18 protein-coding genes are annotated in these 19,419 nt (G+C 66.9%); 14 read left to right on the plus strand and 4 right to left on the minus strand.

All coding sequences use genetic code 11. The features are described 5' to 3' along the window. Positions 1 to 45 precede the first annotated feature (45 nt). On the plus strand, positions 46 to 1,176 hold the full coding sequence (locus ACSVDO_RS02370; protein ID WP_489594763.1) for an acyl-CoA dehydrogenase family protein: 1,131 nt from the start codon (positions 46 to 48) through the stop codon (positions 1,174 to 1,176). A 146-nt stretch (positions 1,177 to 1,322) separates the two neighbouring features. Here ACSVDO_RS02370 and ACSVDO_RS02375 read toward each other — a convergent pair whose 3' ends face one another. After that, positions 1,323 to 1,796, minus strand: coding sequence for a DUF421 domain-containing protein (locus ACSVDO_RS02375; protein WP_332539329.1), 474 nt, complete (start codon positions 1,794 to 1,796; stop codon positions 1,323 to 1,325). 185 nt (positions 1,797 to 1,981) lie between these two features. Between ACSVDO_RS02375 and ACSVDO_RS02380 the strand changes: the two genes are divergently transcribed. From ACSVDO_RS02380 to ACSVDO_RS02390, 3 genes are all read left to right on the plus strand, one after another. After that, positions 1,982 to 2,671, plus strand: a complete 690-nt coding sequence (locus ACSVDO_RS02380; RefSeq protein WP_489596311.1) for a DUF4197 domain-containing protein — start codon at positions 1,982 to 1,984, stop codon at positions 2,669 to 2,671. Positions 2,672 to 2,682: 11 nt separating this feature from the next. Continuing rightward, positions 2,683 to 3,081 (plus strand): YchJ family protein, encoded by a 399-nt coding sequence (locus ACSVDO_RS02385; RefSeq protein ID WP_489594764.1) that lies wholly within the window; start codon positions 2,683 to 2,685, stop codon positions 3,079 to 3,081. 220 nt (positions 3,082 to 3,301) lie between these two features. Beyond that, complete coding sequence (locus ACSVDO_RS02390) at positions 3,302 to 3,967, plus strand: HAD family hydrolase (RefSeq protein WP_489594765.1); 666 nt, start codon at positions 3,302 to 3,304, stop codon at positions 3,965 to 3,967. A 12-nt stretch (positions 3,968 to 3,979) separates the two neighbouring features. On the opposite strand, the gene ACSVDO_RS02395 is transcribed toward ACSVDO_RS02390, so the two are convergent. From ACSVDO_RS02395 to ACSVDO_RS02405, 3 genes are all read right to left on the minus strand, one after another. Then, complete coding sequence (locus ACSVDO_RS02395; protein WP_489594766.1) at positions 3,980 to 4,666, minus strand: glutathione S-transferase family protein; 687 nt, start codon at positions 4,664 to 4,666, stop codon at positions 3,980 to 3,982. Between the two features lie 65 nt (positions 4,667 to 4,731). Beyond that, complete coding sequence (locus ACSVDO_RS02400) at positions 4,732 to 5,814, minus strand: AraC family transcriptional regulator (protein ID WP_489594767.1); 1,083 nt, start codon at positions 5,812 to 5,814, stop codon at positions 4,732 to 4,734. Between the two features lie 99 nt (positions 5,815 to 5,913). Further along, positions 5,914 to 7,656, minus strand: coding sequence for a Na+/H+ antiporter (locus ACSVDO_RS02405; RefSeq protein ID WP_489594768.1), 1,743 nt, complete (start codon positions 7,654 to 7,656; stop codon positions 5,914 to 5,916). Between the two features lie 93 nt (positions 7,657 to 7,749). Between ACSVDO_RS02405 and ACSVDO_RS02410 the strand changes: the two genes are divergently transcribed. From ACSVDO_RS02410 to ACSVDO_RS02455, 10 genes are all read left to right on the plus strand, one after another. Continuing rightward, positions 7,750 to 9,357: a carboxyl transferase domain-containing protein gene (locus ACSVDO_RS02410; protein WP_489594769.1), complete on the plus strand. Its 1,608-nt coding sequence runs from the start codon at positions 7,750 to 7,752 to the stop codon at positions 9,355 to 9,357. Between the two features lie 10 nt (positions 9,358 to 9,367). Beyond that, positions 9,368 to 10,147 carry an enoyl-CoA hydratase/isomerase family protein gene (locus tag ACSVDO_RS02415; RefSeq protein WP_489594770.1) on the plus strand — a complete coding sequence of 260 codons (780 nt, stop codon included), beginning with the start codon at positions 9,368 to 9,370 and terminating at the stop codon, positions 10,145 to 10,147. A 33-nt stretch (positions 10,148 to 10,180) separates the two neighbouring features. Then, positions 10,181 to 10,921 (plus strand): DUF4126 domain-containing protein, encoded by a 741-nt coding sequence (locus ACSVDO_RS02420; protein WP_332548343.1) that lies wholly within the window; start codon positions 10,181 to 10,183, stop codon positions 10,919 to 10,921. 63 nt (positions 10,922 to 10,984) lie between these two features. Further along, the gene (locus ACSVDO_RS02425; RefSeq protein WP_489594771.1) at positions 10,985 to 12,997 is read left to right on the plus strand and encodes an acetyl/propionyl/methylcrotonyl-CoA carboxylase subunit alpha; all 2,013 of its coding nucleotides are present in this window, start codon (positions 10,985 to 10,987) and stop codon (positions 12,995 to 12,997) included. 60 nt (positions 12,998 to 13,057) lie between these two features. Beyond that, positions 13,058 to 13,978 (plus strand): 2-hydroxyacid dehydrogenase, encoded by a 921-nt coding sequence (locus ACSVDO_RS02430; protein ID WP_489594772.1) that lies wholly within the window; start codon positions 13,058 to 13,060, stop codon positions 13,976 to 13,978. A 47-nt stretch (positions 13,979 to 14,025) separates the two neighbouring features. Further along, complete coding sequence (locus ACSVDO_RS02435; protein ID WP_489594773.1) at positions 14,026 to 14,952, plus strand: hydroxymethylglutaryl-CoA lyase; 927 nt, start codon at positions 14,026 to 14,028, stop codon at positions 14,950 to 14,952. 43 nt (positions 14,953 to 14,995) lie between these two features. Beyond that, positions 14,996 to 15,268 carry a DUF1289 domain-containing protein gene (locus tag ACSVDO_RS02440; protein WP_489596313.1) on the plus strand — a complete coding sequence of 91 codons (273 nt, stop codon included), beginning with the start codon at positions 14,996 to 14,998 and terminating at the stop codon, positions 15,266 to 15,268. 199 nt (positions 15,269 to 15,467) lie between these two features. After that, positions 15,468 to 16,112 (plus strand): DsbA family protein, encoded by a 645-nt coding sequence (locus ACSVDO_RS02445; RefSeq protein WP_332539312.1) that lies wholly within the window; start codon positions 15,468 to 15,470, stop codon positions 16,110 to 16,112. Between the two features lie 186 nt (positions 16,113 to 16,298). Continuing rightward, on the plus strand, positions 16,299 to 17,984 hold the full coding sequence (locus ACSVDO_RS02450) for an MFS transporter (RefSeq protein ID WP_332539310.1): 1,686 nt from the start codon (positions 16,299 to 16,301) through the stop codon (positions 17,982 to 17,984). A 255-nt stretch (positions 17,985 to 18,239) separates the two neighbouring features. Then, entirely contained in the window at positions 18,240 to 19,253 is a 1,014-nt protein-coding gene (locus ACSVDO_RS02455; protein ID WP_332548341.1) for a porin, read from the plus strand. Positions 19,254 to 19,419: the final 166 nt, after the last annotated feature.

Raw genomic sequence — 19,419 nt, forward strand, 5'->3', positions numbered from 1 at the left:
TGCGCGGCTGAAACAAGACAACAACAGATAACGGAGACAAACAACATGCTGCTGACCCCCGACCAGGAAATGATCCGCGACGCGGTGCGCGATTTTGCGCAGCGCGAAATCTGGCCGCACGCGGCGCGCTGGGACAAGGAACACCATTTCCCCAAGGACGTGCACCAGGGCCTGGCCGCGCTGGGCGCCTATGGCATCTGCGTGCCCGAAGCCTATGGCGGCGCGGGCCTGGACACGCTGAGCCTGGCGCTGGTGCTGGAAGAAATTGCCGCCGGCGACGGCGGCACCAGCACGGCGATCAGCGTGACCAATTGCCCGGTCAACGCCATCCTGATGCGCTACGGCAGCGAAGCGCAAAAGCAGCAGTGGCTGGTGCCGCTGGCGCGCGGCGAGATGCTGGGCGCGTTCTGCCTGACCGAGCCGCATGCGGGCTCGGATGCCTCGTCGCTGCGCACCACGGCGCGCAAGGATGGTGACGACTATGTGATCGACGGCGACAAGCAGTTCATCACCAGCGGCCAGAACGGCCAGGTGGCAATCGTCATTGCGGTCACCGACAAGGCCGCGGGCAAGAAAGGCATGAGCGCGTTTCTGGTGCCGACCAGCGCGCCCGGCTATGTGGTCGCGCGGCTCGAGGACAAGCTGGGCCAGCACAGCAGCGACACCGCGCAGATCCGTTTCGAAGGCTGCCGCATTCCGGCCGCGAATCGGCTGGGTGAAGAAGGCGAAGGCTACAAGATCGCGCTGTCGGCGCTCGAAGGCGGGCGCATAGGCATTGCGGCGCAAAGCCTGGGCATGGCGCGCAGCGCGTTCGAGGTGGCGGTGCAGTATGCCAAGGAGCGCGAGAGCTTCGGCCAGGCCATCATCCAGCACCAGGCCGTGGGCTTCAGGCTCGCCGAATGCGCGACCCAGCTCGAAGCCGCGCGCCAGCTGATCTGGCATGCGGCCAGCCTGCGCGACGCGGGCCGGCCCTGCCTGCAGGAAGCGGCCATGGCCAAGCTGTTTGCCAGCGAAATAGCCGAGCGCGTCTGCAGCGCGGCGATCCAGACGCTGGGCGGCTATGGCGTGGTCAGCGACTTCCCCGTGGAGCGCATCTACCGCGACGTGCGCGTGTGCCAGATCTACGAAGGCACGAGCGACGTGCAGAAGATCATCATCCAGCGCGCGCTGGCCTGAGGCTGGTCTGTAACCCATGGCGCTCGAGCCAATCAGCTCATGAAACTGGCGTGTCCCAGCAAGGGGGCAGCGAGGAAGGGCCGCCCCGCACCGAGGCTGCCGTCCCCCTCCACCGAAGGTTGAGAGGGGGAAGCCGCTTTAGCGGCTCAGGGGGTGATTCTTTTTAAAACGATGGTGATATGGCCATCGGTCTCCAGCGTCGCGCGCTCGACTTCGTGCAGGTGCAGGCAGCCGCTGGCGCGCAGCGCGGCGTCGAGGTCTTCGCGCGTGATCAATTCCTGGTGCATGAGTGCCGTGTTGGCCTGGCCTTTGTCGACCAGCACCTGGGCCTTGCCGTCGATGAGGCGCGACAGCTGCGGAAAGTAATAGCCCAGGCGCGACAGCAGCATGTGGCACACCAGCAGCGTGGTCGCCAGAATCAAGCCGCCGAGCAGCGAGTTGTCGCCGGCGTTCATCGCGTTCTGCACCGCGTTGGACAGGATCAGCAGCAGGATCAGGTCGAACGGCGCGTACTGCGCGGTCTGGCGCTTGCCGGTCAGGCGCAGGAAGACCAGCAGGAACAGGTAGACAACCACTCCCCGGAAAACGAATTCCCACCACGGTACCGATAGCTCCAGCATGTCGCGCTCCAAGGGTTGCATGGCCCACTGTGCCGGCCGGCGCGCGGCTTGTCCAGGCCGGCGTGCTGCAGGGATGCTGTGGTCAAAGGCAAAATGGCGGCTGGAACCGCCTGCGCATCCAGGTCGGGCCCCGGTTTTTTGAAGGAATCCTCACCATGCACTCTTCGCTGCCCCCTACCTCTTGCATGACGCGCCGCCAGTGCCATGCGGCCATGGGCGCGCTGCTGCTTGGCGCCTGGCAGCAGGCGCAGGCGGTGTCGTTGGCCCAGCTGTCGTCGGCCGATGCCAGCAGCGGCATCAAGCTGGCGCTGAGCCAGGGCGCGCAGGCCGCCGTGGCCTTGCTCGGGCGGCCCGATGGTTTCCTCGACAACCCCCAGGTGCGCATTCCGCTGCCCGGCTACCTCGACGATGCGGCCAAGCTGATGAAACGCTTTGGCCAGGGCAAGCGCATCACCGAACTGGAAACCGCCATCAACCGCGCGGCCGAAGCCGCCGTACCCATGGGCAAGGACCTGCTGGTGAACGCGGTGCAGACCATGAGCGTCACCGATGCGAAGAAGATACTGACGGGTGGCGAAAACTCGGTGACGGCGTTCTTTGCCGAGAAGACGCGCGCGCCGCTGAGCACGCGCTTTCTGCCCGTGGTCCAGCAGGCGATAGACCAGGTGGGCCTGGCGCAGCAGTACAACCAGTTTGCGGGCAAGGCCGCGGGCCTGGGGCTGATCAGCGCCCAGGACGCCGATCTGTCGCAGTACGTGACGGGCAGGACGCTGGACGGCTTGTTCCTGATGATTGGCGAGGAGGAGCGCAAGATCCGCAAGGACCCCGTGGGCACGGGCAGCGCGCTGCTGCAGAAAGTGTTCGGGGCGCGCTGATGGGCCAGGCAATGGTTGCTGCCTGCCCCTGCGGGCGGGTCGATGGCAAGGCGCGGCCGCTGTCCTATGCCGACTGCTGCGAGCGTTTCATCGCGCATTTCGACACCACGCCCGCACCCGATGCCGAGCATCTGATGCGCTCGCGCTACAGCGCCTTCGTGCGCGAGAACGCCGACTATCTGCAGGCCACCTGGCATGCCAGCCAGCGCCCGGCAACGCTGGATTTCGACGCCGCCACGCGCTGGCTGGGGCTGAGCGTCAAGGACTTCCAGGTGACGGGCGAGGACCGCGCCGAAGTCGAGTTTGTCGCGCGCTATCGCATTGCCGGGCGCGCGGTGCGGCTGCATGAGCGCAGCCGGTTTGTGCGTGAGCAGGGGCGCTGGTTTTATGTGGACGGGGACCAGTTCTAGTCGGGTGTCGGAGGGGTTGGGCGGTTTTTTTTAGGGCAGGACGTTCATGGTTCGACAGGCTCACCACGAACGGTTTTCCCGTTCGCCCTGATCCTGAGCCTGTCGAAGGATCGAAGGGGGAACGGCCTGCGTTCAAGCCACGCAGTTTGGATGATGCCGCGCGCGGCGCCATCGTTCTTTTTTGACTCCATGGAGAAGCCGGCCGATGCCGGCGCAAGCAATGCAATTTGACGCGATCTTGTTTGACTGCGACGGTGTGCTGGTCGACAGCGAAACCATTACCAATACGGTGCTGTGCACCATGCTCAATGAATCGGGCTGGCCGATTTCGGCCGAGGAGTGCATGCGCACCTTCCTCGGCCGCACGGTGCGCAGCGAGACCGCGCGCATCGAGACGCACACCGGCAGGCCGCTGACCGATGAATGGATGGCGGCGTTCTATGAGCGCCGCAACGACCAGCTGCGCGCGCAACTGGTGGCCATCGACGGCGCGCTGGCGTCGGTGCAGGCGGTGCATGCGCAGCTTGACGGGCGCATTGCCGTGGCTTCGGGCGCCGACCGCTTCAAGGTGGAAATGCAGCTGACCCAGGTCGGCATGGCGCCGTATTTCGCGGGCCGGGTGTTCAGCGGCCACGAGACGCCGCGCTCCAAGCCGTTTCCCGATGTCTATCTTGCGGCCGCGGCCGCGCTGGGCATCGCGCCCGAGCGCTGCCTGGTGATCGAGGATTCGGTGCCGGGAATCCAGGCGGGCCTGGCGGCCGGCGCGACGGTCTGGGGCTACTGCCCCGACCCCGTGCTGTTTGCCACGCCGCAGATGCTGCAGGACGCGGGCGTGGCGCGCATCATGCGCTCCATGGCAGAGCTGCCCGCGCTGCTCGCGGCCTGAGGCCCTGGCCCTTCAGGGCCGCAGCAGCGGCGAAGGCGTGGTCGGCACGCCCTGCGCCAGCGCGGCCGCATGCTCGGCAGCAAGCGCGCGCGCAAACGCGGGCCTGGCCTGCAGCCGCTGCCAATAGGCCTGGGTGGCCGGCCCCCATTGGGCCGCCAGCCCCAGATGCACGGCCAGCATCAGCGCATAGCCCACGGCCACGTCGGCGGCCGTGAAGCGCCCGGCGCAAAGCCATTGCTGGGTTTCAACCGCGGCTTCGAGCGCGCGCAGCCGCGCGAGAAACCAGCGCGCATAGTCCTGTGCCACCTGGGGCTGCAGGCGCTCGGGGGGCTCGAAGTGGGTGTAGCGCAGCACCAGCGTCTGCGGAAACGTCAGCGTGGCGTCGCTCATGTGCAGCCAGTTGAGATAGGCCGCGAAATCGCTTTCCTGCGCGCCCACCGACAGGCCTTGCTGCGGATGCAGCGCGGCCAGGTATTCGCAGATGGCCGCCGACTCCGTGAGCCGCGCCGCGCCATGGCGCAGCAGCGGCACCGTGCCCAGCGGGTTGAGTTCCAGGTAGCTGCGCGCCAGCGCGCGCGGCGGAAAGGGCAGCATCAGCAACTCGTAGGACTGCTGCAGTTCTTCGAGAATCCACAGCGCGCGAAACGAGCGCGCGCTCACGCAGTGGTGCAACTGGTAGGGGGCGGGGTTGTGGGGCATGCGCCAGTCTAGGCAGAGCCAGGGAACGCGGCGCGCCGCAAAGGGTGCGGATCGCGCCAGTCTTCTCAGTCGGGCAGGGCCGTGCTGCGCCGCCGGTACTGCGCCGGCGTGTCGCCTGTCCATTGGCGGAAGGCGCGCATGAAGCTTTTCTCGCTGACGAAGCCGCAGGCCAGCGCGACGCGCTTGATCGGCTGGCTGGTGCGGTGCAGCAGGGTCAGGGCGCGCTCGCGCCGCACCGTGTCCTTGAGCGCCTGCAGCGAGGTGCCTTCTTCCTTGAGCTGGCGGTGCAGGCTGCGCGCCGACAGGTGCAGCAGCTCGGCCAGCGTCACGGCCGTGTGCAGGCATTGGGCGTCGGCAATCAGCAGCCGGCGCACGCGCTGGGCCAGCAGCCGCTCGCGCCGGTAGGGGCGCACCTGTATGGGCAGGGCGCGCTGCAGCATCTGCTGCAACGCGGCTTCGTCGCGCGCCAGCGGCAGCGCGAGGTGGCGTGCGTCGAAGCGCAGGCTCGCCTGGGCCGCGCCAAACACCACGCCCCTGGGCTCGGCCACGGGAAACAGCACCGGATAGACATCGGCATGCGCGGGCTGGGCGAAGGGAAAGCGCGCCTGCAGCAGCGGCAGGCGCGCATCGATCAGCCAGCTTGCGAGGCCGTGGATGTTGCGCAGCACCGAGACCAGGCAGAACTCGCGCATCGCGCCCAGCGGCCGCTGTTCGGTGATCACCAGTTCTGCGATGTCGCCCTGGGTCTGCAGGTTCAACGCGATGTCGTCGGCCAGCAGACCGTGGTGGCGGCACCAGCGCGCCAGCGCCAGGCCCAGCGCGCCGCTGCTGATAGAGGCGCGGGCCAGCATGCCATAGCTGCCCCAGGGCAGGCGGCGGCTGAACCAGCCCAGGGCCTCGTCGTCGAGTTCGCGCATCGCGGCGTCGGACAGCGCCTCCATCTGCATCGCGGTGATGCGGGCGTTGTCATCGGCCACCGACTGTGGCGCAATTTGTGCCTTGCTCAGCGCGCCGTCGGCGGGCATGCCGCGGTCGGTGTAGGCCTGCACAATGGCCTGTACAAACGCCATGGGCGTGAGCGCGGGGTGGCCGTCGGCGGCATGCGCGGCGAGCGGCTGGGGCGGGCGGACGAGAACCGGTGTGGACATGGTGCTGGCAATTATTGCAACCTTTGTGGCCTGAATGGCGCAGGGCAGACCCGTATGCTGACAGCCATGCCCTGCCTTGCCCCCGCCGTCCCCCGTCGCTCAATGCGTGGCATGGCCCGTGCTGTGCTCGTCGGCCGGCGGCAGGCCGGCAGCGCGGCGCGCCACGGCCAGGCGCTTGCGCAGCGCCACTTCGGACAGATCCAGTTCATTGACCAGGCTGCGCAACGACTCGTCGTTGATGCGGTGCGCCTGGCGTTCGGCATACAGCACTTCGCGTTCACGCTGCAGGCAGTGGATGCGCATGTCCATTTCCATCACGTAGCGCAGCTTGCGCTGCATCACCAGCTCCGGCGTCTCGCTTTGCGCCTCGACCGACGAGGCCGAGGTGCTGCTGTCGTCCAGCAGGTTCAGCCGGTTGCGGTATTCCTGGGTCAGGTGGCCGACGACTTCCTGGCGCTGCGCGAGCCAGGCCGGGTCGCGCTGGCGCGCCTGCTCGTCGCTGAGCATCAGGCTGTTGAGCGCGGCCTGGCTGGCGGCAACGCGTGCCAGCCGTTCCTCGCGCACGGTCTCGGGCTCGGCGGCCGGCGGCATGTGGCGCAGTATCCAGGGCAGGGCAATGCTGGCCAGCACCAGCGTGAACAGGATGGTGCCCGTGGCCAGGAAGATCAGCAGGTCGCGCGCCGGGAACGGCTGGCCGCCCGGCAGCAACAGCGGCACGGACAGCGCGCCGGCCAGCGTCACCGCGCCGCGAATGCCGGCAACGGTGGTGGCCAGCGTCAGCAGGCGCGAAGGCTTCTCGGCCATCTTGCCCAGGCGGTGGGCCTGGTGCAGGCTGCGCTGCACGCCCAGCATCAGCCAGACCCAGCGCATCAGCAGCAGGGCCGTGGAGATCACGACCACATAACCGACCAGAATCCACCAGTCTTCGCCGGCCGCAAACAGCGTGCTGCCGATGATGGACGGCAGCTGCAGGCCCAGCAGCAGGAAGATCGCGCCGTTGAACGCGGCCTCGACCATGGACCAGGTTGCGGTGCTCTGCATGCGCTCGGTGATGAAGTTGCCGCGGTCCAGGTCGGCGAAGTTGGTCGCCACGCCCGCTGCCACGGCCGCCAGAATGCCCGAGACGCCGATCTTTTCACCGACGATATAGGCGGCAAACGGCAGCAGCAGCAGCAGCAGCACCATCTGCGTCGCGGCGACGTCGCCCAGGCGGCGCGTGATGGTGCTGCGCGCATAGCTGAAGCCCCAGCCCAGCGCCGCGCCCACGCCCAGGCCACCCACGGCCATCCAGGTGAATTCCTTGGCGACATCGCCCCAGGAGAACATGCCGGTCAGCGTCGCGGCCACGGCGAACTTGAGCGCCACCAGGCCCGAGGCATCGTTGAGCAGCGACTCGCCTTCAAGCACATGCATGGTCTTCTCGGGCATGCCCAGGTTGCGCGTGATGGCCGAGACCGCCACGGCATCGGTGGGCGAGATCACGGCGGCCAGCGCAAAGGCCACCGTGAGCGGCATTGCGGGAATCATCCAGTGGATCAGATAGCCCAGACCGAGTACCGTGAACAGCACCAGCACCAGCGCCAGCTTCAGAATGGGCTTGTACAGCGCGAAGAATTCACGCTTGGGAATGCGCGCGCCGTCGGAGAACAGCAGCGGTGGAATGAACAGCAACAGGAACAGCTCGGGATCGAAGGCAATGTGCAGGCCCTTCTGGGGCCAGGCAATCAGGGCGCCGAGCGCGATTTGTATCAGGGGCAGAGGAATGGCGCGGACATATCTGGCAGCGATGCCGGTCAGGGCTCCGAGCATCAGTACCAGCAAGACGGTTTCAACGGTGTGCATGCGGGCATTGTCCTCAGCGGCAAACGCTGCAGACCGCTGAATGGAAATAAAAACCACGTTTGCCGCTAGGGCAAAACATACACAAGGCAGGCCATGGGCATTCTGGACACTCGACTCAACTCCCGCTCGGCGGATTTTCTGGCCAATGCGGCCGCGATGCAAAGCGTGGTGCAGGACCTGCGCCGCCAGGTCGACAAGGTGTTTGCGGGCGGCGGCGAAGCCGCGCGCGCCAAGCACCTGGCGCGCGGCAAGCTGTTGCCGCGCGACCGCGTGCAGCAGCTGCTCGACCCGGGCACGCCGTTTCTCGAGCTCGCGCCGCTGGCCGCGCTCAACATGTACGACAACGCCGCGCCGGGCGCGGGCCTGATTGCCGGCATAGGCCGGGTCAGCGGCATCGACTGCATGATCGTCTGCAACGACGCGACGGTGAAGGGCGGCACCTACTACCCGATCACGGTGAAGAAGCATCTGCGCGCCCAGGAAGTGGCGGCGCAGAACCGCCTGCCCTGCATCTATCTCGTCGACTCGGGCGGCGCCAACCTGCCCAACCAGGACGACGTGTTTCCCGACCGCGACCATTTCGGCCGCATCTTCTACAACCAGGCAAACCTCAGCGCCCAGGGCATTGCGCAGATTGCCGTCGTCATGGGCTCGTGCACGGCCGGCGGCGCCTATGTGCCGGCAATGAGCGACGAGTCCATCATCGTCAAGGAACAGGGCACGATCTTTCTGGGCGGCCCGCCGCTGGTCAAGGCGGCGACCGGCGAGGTCGTCAGCGCCGAGGACCTGGGCGGCGGCGACGTGCACACGCGGCTGTCGGGCGTTGCCGACCACCTCGCGCAAAACGACCTGCACGCGCTGGCGCTGGCGCGCACCGCGGTCTCGCACCTCAACCGCAGCAAGCAGCCCGATGCCGCCGACGCCGCGCCCGTGGCACCGCGCTTTCCCGCCGAGGAGCTCTATGGCGTGATTCCCGTCGACACGCGCAAGCCGTTTGACGTGCGCGAAATCATTGCCCGCGTCGTCGACGACAGCCAGTTCGACGAATTCAAGGCGCGCTTCGGCAGCACGCTGGTCTGCGGCTTCGCGCGCATCGAGGGCATGCAGGTGGGCATCATTGCCAACAACGGCATTCTGTTCAGCGAGTCGGCCGTCAAGGGCGCGCATTTCATCGAGCTGTGCTGCCAGCGCAAGATTCCGCTGGTGTTCCTGCAGAACATCACCGGCTTCATGGTCGGGCGCAAGTACGAGAACGAAGGCATTGCGCGCCACGGCGCCAAGCTGGTCACGGCTGTGGCCACGGCCGCCGTGCCCAAGTTCACGATCATCATCGGCGGCAGCTTCGGCGCCGGCAACTACGGCATGTGCGGGCGCGCGTTCTCGCCGCGCTTCCTCTGGATGTGGCCCAACGCACGCATCTCGGTGATGGGCGGCGAGCAGGCCGCCAGCGTGCTGGCCACGGTCAAGCGCGACGGCATCGAAGGCCGCGGCGGCCAGTGGAGCGCCGACGAGGAGGAAGCGTTCAAGGCGCCTATCCGCCAGCAGTACGAAGACCAGGGCCACCCCTACTACGCGACGGCGCGGCTGTGGGACGATGGCGTGATCGACCCGGCCGATACGCGCCGCGTGCTGGCGCTGGGCCTGTCGGCTGCGCGCAATGCGCCCATCGAAGACACACGCTTTGGCGTGTTCCGCATGTAAAGGAGTTCGCATGTCTACGCTTCACATTGCCTATGACGCGGGCGTGGCCCGCATCACGCTGTCCCAGCCCGAGATCCGCAACGCGTTCAGCGATGTCGCGATTGCCGACATCACCCAGGCGTTTCTCACCGTGGGCGAACGCGCCGATGTGCGCGCCGTGGTGCTTGCGGCCGAAGGCCCGGCATTCTGCGCCGGCGCCGACCTGAACTGGATGCGCCGCATGGCCGACTACACGCGCGACGAGAACCGCGACGACGCGGGCAAGCTCGCCGAGATGCTGCGCGTGATCTATGAATGCCCCAAGCCGACGATTGCGCGCGTGCAGGGCGATGTCTATGCGGGCGGCATGGGCCTGGTCGCGGCCTGCGACATGGCGGTGGCCGCCGACAGCGCGGGCTTTTGCCTGAGCGAAGTCAAGATCGGCCTGATTCCCGCGACCATCAGCCCCTACGTGATACGCGCCATGGGCGCGCGCGCCGCGCACCGCTATTTCCTCACGGGCGAGCGTTTCGACGCCGCCGAGGCGCGGCGCATGGGCTTCGTGCATGAAGTGGCCAGCGCCGACGCGCTCGACGACACGCTGGCCGCCTTGCTCAAGCCCCTGCTGAGCGCCGGCCCGGCCGCGGTGCGCGCCTGCAAGCAGCTGGTGATCGACGTTGCCGAGCGCGAGATCGAGCCCGGCCTGGTCGCGGCCACGGTCGAGGGCATTGCCACCATCCGGGCGAGCGCCGAAGGCAAGGAGGGCGTGCAGGCCTTCCTGTCCAAGCGCAAGCCTTCGTGGCTGGCCTGATCGCCGCCGGCGCCGCCTGACGCACAGCGCAATATGCAGAACGTCTGGAACAGCATCGTGCAGTGGCTGCACGGCATAGGCCTGCACCCCGACCCCGCGGTGCTCGCGCCGCTGGGCGAGGCCGCCGATCGCATAGGCCAGGCGGCCGGCGGCATGGACCTGCCCAGCCTGCTGGCGCTGGCCGCGGCCCTGGGCTGGGCCAGCGGCTTTAGGCTGTACGCGGTGGTGTTTGCCGTCGGTCTGCTGGGCGCCAGCGGAATGATGGCGCTGCCCGGCGGGCTCGACGTGCTGGCGCATCCGCTGCTGCTCGTGGGTAGCGGCAGCTTGCTGTTCGTCGAGTTCTTTGCCGACAAGATTCCCGGCGTGGATTCGGTCTGGGACGTGCTGCACAGCGTGATCCGCGTGCCCGCGGGCGCGGCGCTGGCGGCCGGCGTGTTTGGCGCCGACAGCGCTGCCATGGCCACCTTCGCGGCGCTGATGGGTGGCACGCTGGCCTTGAGCAGCCAGGCGGCCAAGACCACGACGCGCGCCGTGATCAACACCTCGCCCGAGCCCTTGAGCAATGTCGGCGCAAGCCTGGTCGAGGATGGCGCGGCCATGGGCGCGCTGTGGCTGGCGCTGGCCAACCCGGCAGTGTTTGCCGTGGTGCTGGTGGTGGTGCTGATTGCGCTGTGGGTCCTGACCTGGATGCTCTGGCGCTTTCTGGCCGCGGCCGTGCGCAGGATACGTGGCTGGCTGGGCGGCGGCACCGCGGCCCAGCCGCCCTTTCAATAGAAACCGGCCCGCAGCGCCGCAGACCGCGGCGACGGGGCAAGACAACGATAGTCAGGAGACAGTATGTTCAGCAAGATCTTGATCGCCAATCGCGGCGAAATCGCCTGCCGCGTTGCCGCCACGGCGCGCCGCATGGGCATCCGCACGGTGGCCGTGTATTCCGACGCCGACGCGCGCTCGCAGCATGTCGCGGCCTGCGACGAGGCGGTGCACATCGGCGGCAGCGCGCCCAAGGACAGCTATCTGCGCTGGGAGCGCATTCTGGCCGCGGCCCAGGCCACGGGCGCCCAGGCCGTGCACCCCGGCTACGGCTTTCTGAGCGAGAACGAGGAGTTCGCCCAGGCCTGCGCCGACGCCGGCCTGGTGTTCATCGGCCCGCCGCCTTCGGCAATTCAATCGATGGGCCTCAAGGCCGGCTCCAAGCAGCTGATGGAAAAGGCCGGCGTGCCGCTGGTGCCGGGCTACCACGGCGCGGGCCAGGACCCCGAGCAGCTGCAGCGCGAGGCCGATCGCATAGGCTACCCGGTGCTGATCAAGGCCAGCGCCGGCGGCGGCGGCAAGGGCATGCGCGCCGTCGACAGCAGCGCAGACTTTGCCGCGGCGCTGGCCAGCTGCAAGCGCGAAGCCATCAACAGCTTTGGCGACGACGCGGTGCTGATCGAGAAATACGTGCAGCGCCCGCGGCATATCGAGATCCAGGTGTTTGGCGACACGCTGGGCAACTACGTCTATCTGTTCGAGCGCGACTGCTCGGTGCAGCGGCGCCACCAGAAGGTGCTGGAAGAGGCGCCGGCCCCGGGAATGACCGAGGCGCTGCGCAGCCAGATGGGCGCGGCCGCCGTGGCCGCGGCGCGCGCCGTCAGCTACGTGGGCGCGGGCACGGTGGAGTTCATTGTCGAGCAGCGCGACGGCGGGGCGATGGACTTCTTCTTCATGGAGATGAACACCCGGCTGCAGGTCGAGCATCCCGTGACCGAAGCCATCACCGGCGAGGACCTGGTCGAGTGGCAGCTGCGCGTGGCCAGCGGCGAGCCCCTGCCCAAGCGCCAGGACGAGCTGCGCATCATCGGCCATGCGATCGAGGCGCGCATCTGCGCCGAGAACCCCGACAACCAGTTCCTGCCCGCCACCGGCACGCTGCATGTCTACCGCAAGCCGGCCGCCAGCAGCTTCAGCATTGCCGATGTGCGCATCGACGACGGCGTGCGCGAAGGCGATGCGATCAGCCCGTTCTACGACTCGATGATCGCCAAGCTGATCGTGCGCGGCGACAACCGCGAGCAGGCGCTGGCGCGCCTTGACGCGGCGCTGGCGCAGACGCAGATCGTGGGCCTGGCAACCAATGTGCAGTTCCTGCGCCATGTGCTGCGTTCGCCGTCGTTTGCCCAGGCGCGCCTGGACACGGCTCTGATCGAGCGCGAGAAGGCGGTGCTGTTCCATCAGGACCCGGTGGGCCTGCCGCTGGCTGTGGCCGCGGCCACCGCCAGCGCGCTGCTGCAGGAGCAGGCGCAGCAGGGCGCCGACCCGTTCAGCCGGCGCGATGGCTGGCAGTCGCACGGCACGACCGAGCGCCCCTGGTCGTGGCAGATCGGCGGCCAGACCGTGGACGCGCGCCTGCGCTATCTGCCCGGCGGCGTGCTGTCGCTGGCGCTGCCCGCGCAGGGCGATGCGGCTGCCGTGGAATCGCCGCTGGTGTTTTCCGCGTCCAACGGCGGGCTCGACCTGGAGTTTGCCGGCCAGCGCACGCGCGCCCAGGTGCACCAGCTCGGCGAGCAATACCATGTGTTCACGCCGCGCGGCGCGCAGGTGCTGACCGGCATCGACCTGCTGGCCCATGCGGGCGAAGCGCAGACCGAAGGCGGGCGCCTCACGGCCCCTATGCCCGGCAAGCTGGTGTCGTTTGCGGTGCAGGTGGGCGACAGCGTGAAGGCCGGACAGGCCCTGGCGGTGATGGAGGCCATGAAGATGGAGCACACCATTGCCGCGCCGCACGACGGCCTGGTCGAAGAGCTGCTGTACCTGCCCGGCGATCAGATCGGCGACGGCGCCGAACTGCTGCGCCTGGCGCGCGCATAGACGCAGGAATTCCGGGCTTTTGGCGGCCATGCCGCCCAAGCCGGGGTACGCTAGGCGCCCATGAAAATCACTTTTTGCTGCACCGATATCAAGCCCGGTCCCTGGATCGAGGACCTGCGCGCGGCCCTGCCCGAAGCCGAGGTCTCGGTCTGGCAGCCGGGCGACCCGCAAGCCGACTATGCGCTGGTCTGGGCCCCGCCCCAGCAGTTCATGGACGAGCAGCCCGGCCTCAAGGCGATGTTCAATCTGGGCGCCGGCGTCGACGGCCTGCTGCGGCTGAAGCTGCCTGCGGGCGCGGCCGTGGTGCGCATCGAGGACGCCGGCATGGCGGTGCAGATGGCCGAGTATGTGTGCCAGGCCGTGATCCGGCATTTCCGCGAAATCGATGCCTATGAAGCCGGTATGGCGCGCGGCGAATGGGGCTTTCGCAAGCCGCGCCGGCGCAGCGACTTTCCCGTCGGCGTGATGGGCCTGGGCGTGCTGGGCCAGCGCGTGGCGCGGGCGCTCGCGCATTTCGAGTTTCCGGTCAACGGCTGGAGCCGTTCGCCGCGCGAACTCGAAGGCATCACCACGTACAGCGGCGCCCAGGGTTTCGGCGACTTCCTCGGCGCGAGCCGGGTGCTGGTCAACCTGCTGCCGCTGACGCCCGACACGCGCGACATCCTCAACGCCGACACGTTCTCGCGCCTGCTGCCGGGCGCCTATGTGATCAACGTCGCGCGCGGCGACCACCTGGTCGAGCAGGACCTGATCGATCAGATCGATTCCGGTCATCTGGCCGGCGCCACGCTTGATGTGTTTCGCACCGAGCCCCTGCCCGCGGACCATGCGTTCCGCCGCCATCCGCGCATCCGGCTCACGCCGCACGCGTCGGCGCGCACGCTGCGCGAGGACAGCCTCGCGCAGATGATAGGCAAGCTGCAGGCGCTGGCGCGCGGCGAGCCTTTGACCGGAGTGGTCGAAAGCCACCGCGGCTACTGAAAACTTGCGCCCGCAGCACAATCTACTATCCCTACGGAATGAATACCATGCGCTATCCCTCTCGCGTCAAACTGGTGGATGTCGGCCCGCGTGACGGCCTGCAGAACGAAAAGCAGACCGTGCCCGCGGCCGTGAAGATCGAGCTCGTGCACCGCCTGCAGGCCGCCGGCCTGCGCGAAATCGAAGTCACGAGCTTCGTGAGCCCCAAGTGGGTGCCGCAGATGGGCGACAACGCCGAAGTCATGGCCGGCATCACGCGCCAGCCCGGCGTGCGCTACTCGGTGCTCACGCCCAACATGCGCGGCTTCGAGTCGGCGCTGGCCAGCCGTCCCGACGAGATCGTGGTGTTTGCCGCGGCCAGCGAGGCCTTCAGCCAGCGCAACATCAACTGCTCGATTGCCGAAAGCATCGATCGCTTTGCCCCCGTGGTCGAAGCCGCGCGCGCGGCCGGCATCTATGTGCGCGGCGCGATGTCGTGCACCGTGGGCTGCCCCTACGAAGGCGAGATCGCGCCCGAGCGCGTGGGCTATCTCGCAGGCCTGATGAAAGGCATTGGCGTGCAGCATGTGGGCGTGGCCGACACCATTGGCGTGGGCACGCCGATCAAGGTGCAGCGCGCGATCGAGGCCACGCTGGCGCATTTCGCGCTGGACGATGTCTCGGGCCATTTCCACGACACCTATGGCCAGGCATTGAGCAACACGCTGGCTTCGCTCGAGCTGGGCGTCTGGCAGTTCGACACCTCGGTTGCCGGCCTGGGCGGCTGCCCCTATGCCAAGGGCGCGACCGGCAATGTCGCGACCGAAGACGTGGTCTACATGCTGCAGGGCATGGGCATTGAAACCGGCATCGATCTCGATGCACTGATCGACGCCGGCCAATACATCAGCGATTTCCTCGGCCGTCCCACGCAGTCGCGCGTGGCCAAGGCCTTGCTGGCCAAGCGGGAGGCGAATGTCTGTGACGCTGTCTGACATTGCGGTCGTCGCGGCACCGGCCGTGGCCGAAAAGCCCGTGATCGACATTCCCGTCGCGCTGGCGCAGCGCGCCGCGCAGGTCCTGGCCGAAGGCGGCTTTGCCGAAGATTTCGACGGCGTAGTCACTTCGCCCTGCATCAGCGTCTGCCGCATGACCGCCGATCGCAGCCATTGCCAGGGGTGCTTTCGCACGCTGGAAGAGCTGCGCGCCTGGGGCAAGGTCGATGCCGCGCAGCGGCGTGCCATCTGGGCGCAGCTGCTGGTGCGGGCCGGGATTGCGCATCCGGCAGCGGCGGTGGCTGGCGCTGATTAGAAATGCCGGCCTTCGATCCTTCGATCCTTCGACAGGCTCAGGGCTCAGGGCTCAGGGCTCAGGACTCAGGGCGAACGGCAGGAGCCCGAGCACTATGGGTGCACCCAGAAACCCCTGACGTATCACAAACGATATACCAACCGTTCGTGCTGAGCCTGTCGAAGCAGGAACGGCCAGGCCTCAAAGTGAGCTCCCGCGCATGAAACACATCACCTTCCATCTCGATTTCGTTTCCCCCTATGCCTGGCTGGCCTTCGAGCGCATGCCCGAAGTGCTTGAAGGCCTGAGCTATACGGTCCAGTACCGGCCGGTGCTGCTGGGCGCGCTGCTGCAGCGCGACGGCAATCCCGGCCCCGCAGGCATTGCCGCCAAGCGCGCCTGGACCTACCGCCATGTGCACTGGCTGGGCGCATCGCTGGGCGTGGGCCTGGACATGCCGGCCGAACACCCTTTCAATCCCTTGCCGCTGCTGCGCCTGGCACTGCAGTGCAGCGACGACGGCAGCATCAACCGCTATGTGGCCGGCGCGGTGCTGCGCCATGTCTGGCAGGGCGGTCAGTCGGCGCTTGACGCCCAGCGCCTGGCGCAATTGCAGCAGCAGCTTGGCGAGCAGCTGCGCACCGACGAGCAGGCCGCGCAGCGTGCCAAGGACTGGCTGCGCGCGAACACCGATGGCGCGGCCGCGGCCGGCGTGTTTGGCGTGCCGGCCTGGGAAGTCGACGGCAAGGTTTTCTGGGGACTCGACGGCCTGCCCATGCTGCGCGCCTATCTGGCGCAGGAGCCGTGGTTTGATGCAGAACATTGGGAGGCGCTGGCGCGCACGCCATCGGGCCTGAAAGCCTGAAACGCCCTGCCGGCCCGGATTTTTCACATCCCAAAATGCAGGCCAAGGGTTGGACCTGAGAATGTCAGCGCGGCGTCAGTTTGATGCAAGTTCCTGTTGGTTTGGTGTCAGAGAGGGGTCAGTACCGTCTCCAAGAATGGAGGTGACCGCTGCAGGCGGTACCAATAACCAACAGGAGACAACAGCATGGCCATCAACGCTGCACCCGGCGTGGGTGTCAAGGGCGTCGCACCGCGCCCGATGACACCCGAAGAACGCAAAGTGATTTTTGCGTCATCCCTCGGAACGGTTTTCGAGTGGTATGACTTCTACCTCTACGGTTCGCTGGCGGCCATCATCGCCAAGCAGTTCTTCAGCGGACTCGACGAAGGCTCGGCCTTCATCTTCGCGCTGCTGGCATTTGCCGCGGGCTTCATCGTGCGACCTTTCGGCGCGCTGGTGTTCGGCCGGCTCGGCGACATGATCGGGCGCAAGTACACCTTCCTGGTGACCATCCTGATCATGGGCATGTCGACGTTCATCGTCGGCATCCTGCCCACCTACGCTTCCATCGGTGTGGCCGCTCCCGTGATCCTGATCATCCTGCGCATGCTGCAAGGCCTGGCGCTGGGTGGTGAGTACGGCGGTGCCGCGACCTATGTCGCCGAGCATGCGCCGCATGGCCGCCGCGGTGCCTACACTTCATGGATCCAGACCACGGCGACGCTGGGCCTGTTCCTGTCGCTGCTGGTGATCCTGGGCGTGCGCACATCGCTGGGCGAAGCCGCATTTGCCGACTGGGGCTGGCGCATTCCTTTCCTGGTGTCCATCCTGCTGCTGGGCGTGTCGGTCTGGATCCGCATGACGCTGTCCGAGTCGCCCGCCTTCCAGAAAATGAAGGCCGAAGGCAAGACGTCGAAGGCGCCGCTGGCGGAATCGTTCGGTCAGTGGAAGAACCTCAAGGTGGTGCTGCTGGCGCTGTTCGGCCTCACGGCCGGCCAGGCCGTGGTCTGGTACACAGGCCAGTTCTATTCGCTGTTCTTCCTGACGCAGCAGCTCAAGGTGGATGCCGTCACGGCCAACCTGATGATCGCTGCCTCGCTGCTGATCGCCACGCCATTCTTCGTGGTGTTCGGCACGCTGTCGGACAAGATCGGCCGCAAGCCCATCATCATGCTGGGCTGCGTGCTGGCCGTGCTGACCTACTTCCCGGTGTTCAAGGCGCTGACCGAAGCCGCGAACCCGGATCTGGCAGCCGCCCAGCTCAAGAACAAGGTGGTGATCGTTGCCGACCCCGCCGAATGCTCGTTCCAGTTCAACCCCACGGGCACCGTGAAGTTCACCAGCTCGTGCGACGTGGCCAAGCAGGTGCTGGCTTCGGCTTCGGTCAGCTATGACGCCGTCGACGCGCCTGCCGGCACGCCTGCGGTGATCAAGATCGGCACGACCGAGATCCCGAGCTTCTCGGCCAAGGGCCTGACGCCCGAAGACGCCAAAGCCAAGGACGTGGCGTTCAAGAAGTCGGTGGCCGACACGCTGAAGGCCGACGGCTATCCCGCCAAGGCCGATCCCGAGAAGATGAACAAGGTGATGATGGTCGTGATCCTGACCTACCTGGTGCTGCTGGTGACCATGGTCTACGGTCCCATTGCCGCCATGCTGGTCGAGCTGTTCCCGACGCGCATCCGCTATACCTCGATGAGCCTGCCGTACCACATCGGCAATGGCTGGTTCGGCGGCCTGCTGCCCACGATGTCGTTCGCCATCGTGGCGCAGACCGGCAACATGTACAGCGGCCTCTGGTACCCGATCATCATCGCCGGCATGACGGCGATCGTCGGCACGCTGTTCGTGCGTGAAACCAAGGACATCGACATCTACGCGGGTGACTGACCCCCTGTGCGCTGAATGACGGCGCAACGCTGCGCGGCGGCCCTGGTCGCCGCGCATTGCATTGAGGACCGCACTTTGCGCACGCTCTTGCTGCAAAAGTGTGGTGAGGAAGCATCAATTTGCAGCGAAAGCGTGTCGGTTGTGGCTTTCGTCATCCTCGTGACTCTAGAATTTTCATCGTAGCCGGAGTGGGCGCCAGCAACGCGCCGCCGCCCTGTCTACTCCGCGTCGAAACATACAAATCAAGGAGCTCCAATGAACAACACCCAACGCGCATTGCTGGCCATTCTGGCCGTCGCTGGCACTTCGGCCGCCATGGCCCAAAGCAACGTCACCATCTACGGCCGTGTGAACACCACGGTGGAACGTCAGAAGGTCGGCGACGCCAAACTCACCGCCATGCAGAACAATGCTTCGCGCTGGGGTGTTCGTGGTTCGGAAGACCTGGGCGGCGGCCTCAAGGCCGGCTTCCAGCTCGAAAGCGGCTTTGCTTCCGACACCGGCGTGGCGGCTTCGCAGTTCTTTGGTCGTCAAAGCGAAGTGAACCTGTCGGGCGGCTTCGGTGCGCTGCGTCTGGGCAATTTCATCTCCGATTCGTACTACGCCACGGCCGACTACATCAGCATGCACAACCACGACACCGGCACCTCGGCCGACGTGCTGTATTCGTATGTGATGCGCGACGTGAACAAGATCGGCTACCGCTCGCCCGCATTCGGCGGCTTCAGCGCCGAAGGCGCGGTTTCGCTGAGCGAAAAGGCGCCAGGCGCGAAGAACGCTTTCGACCTGTCGGCCAACTACAACGCCGGTCCCCTGGGCCTGGGCCTGGGCTACACCAGCAACAAGGCTGTGACCGGTGTGTTCGGCAGCTTTGCCGGCGAGGCACAGCAAGTTGCACTGCGCGGCTCCTACGCCCTGGGCGCGTTCACGCTGGGCGCGTACTACCAGTACACGACGCTGGACAACATCAACGGCACCAGCGCCGATGCCAAGCGCCACGCCTACCGCCTGGCCGCCATGTACGCCATGGGCGCTTCCGAACTGCACGCCAACTTCGGCCGCGCGGAAAAGATCAAGGCCGGTGGCAACACCCTGGGCGGCACTGCTGCCAACCAGTGGACCCTGGGCTACAACTACAACCTGAGCAAGCGCACCAAGGTCTACGGCTTCTACACCAAGGTCGACAACGGCTCGAACATCAGCTACCAAGGCGGCCCTGCGGGCGCCGACTTCAGCTCGCTGGCCGTGGGCGTGCGCCACAACTTCTGATGGCCTGAGCCTGGCTGCGGCCAGTGCCTGAAAGCCTCAACCTCCCGGTGCTTCGGTGCCGGGAGGTTTTTTTATGCCTGTCGCAGCGCCTGCGCCGACATATGCAGAATCACTGAATAAATACACAGTAATATTGACTGGCATTATCGCCACAGGCGGCGCAATC

The sequence above is a fragment of the Comamonas sp. DB36 genome (assembly GCF_057914905.1).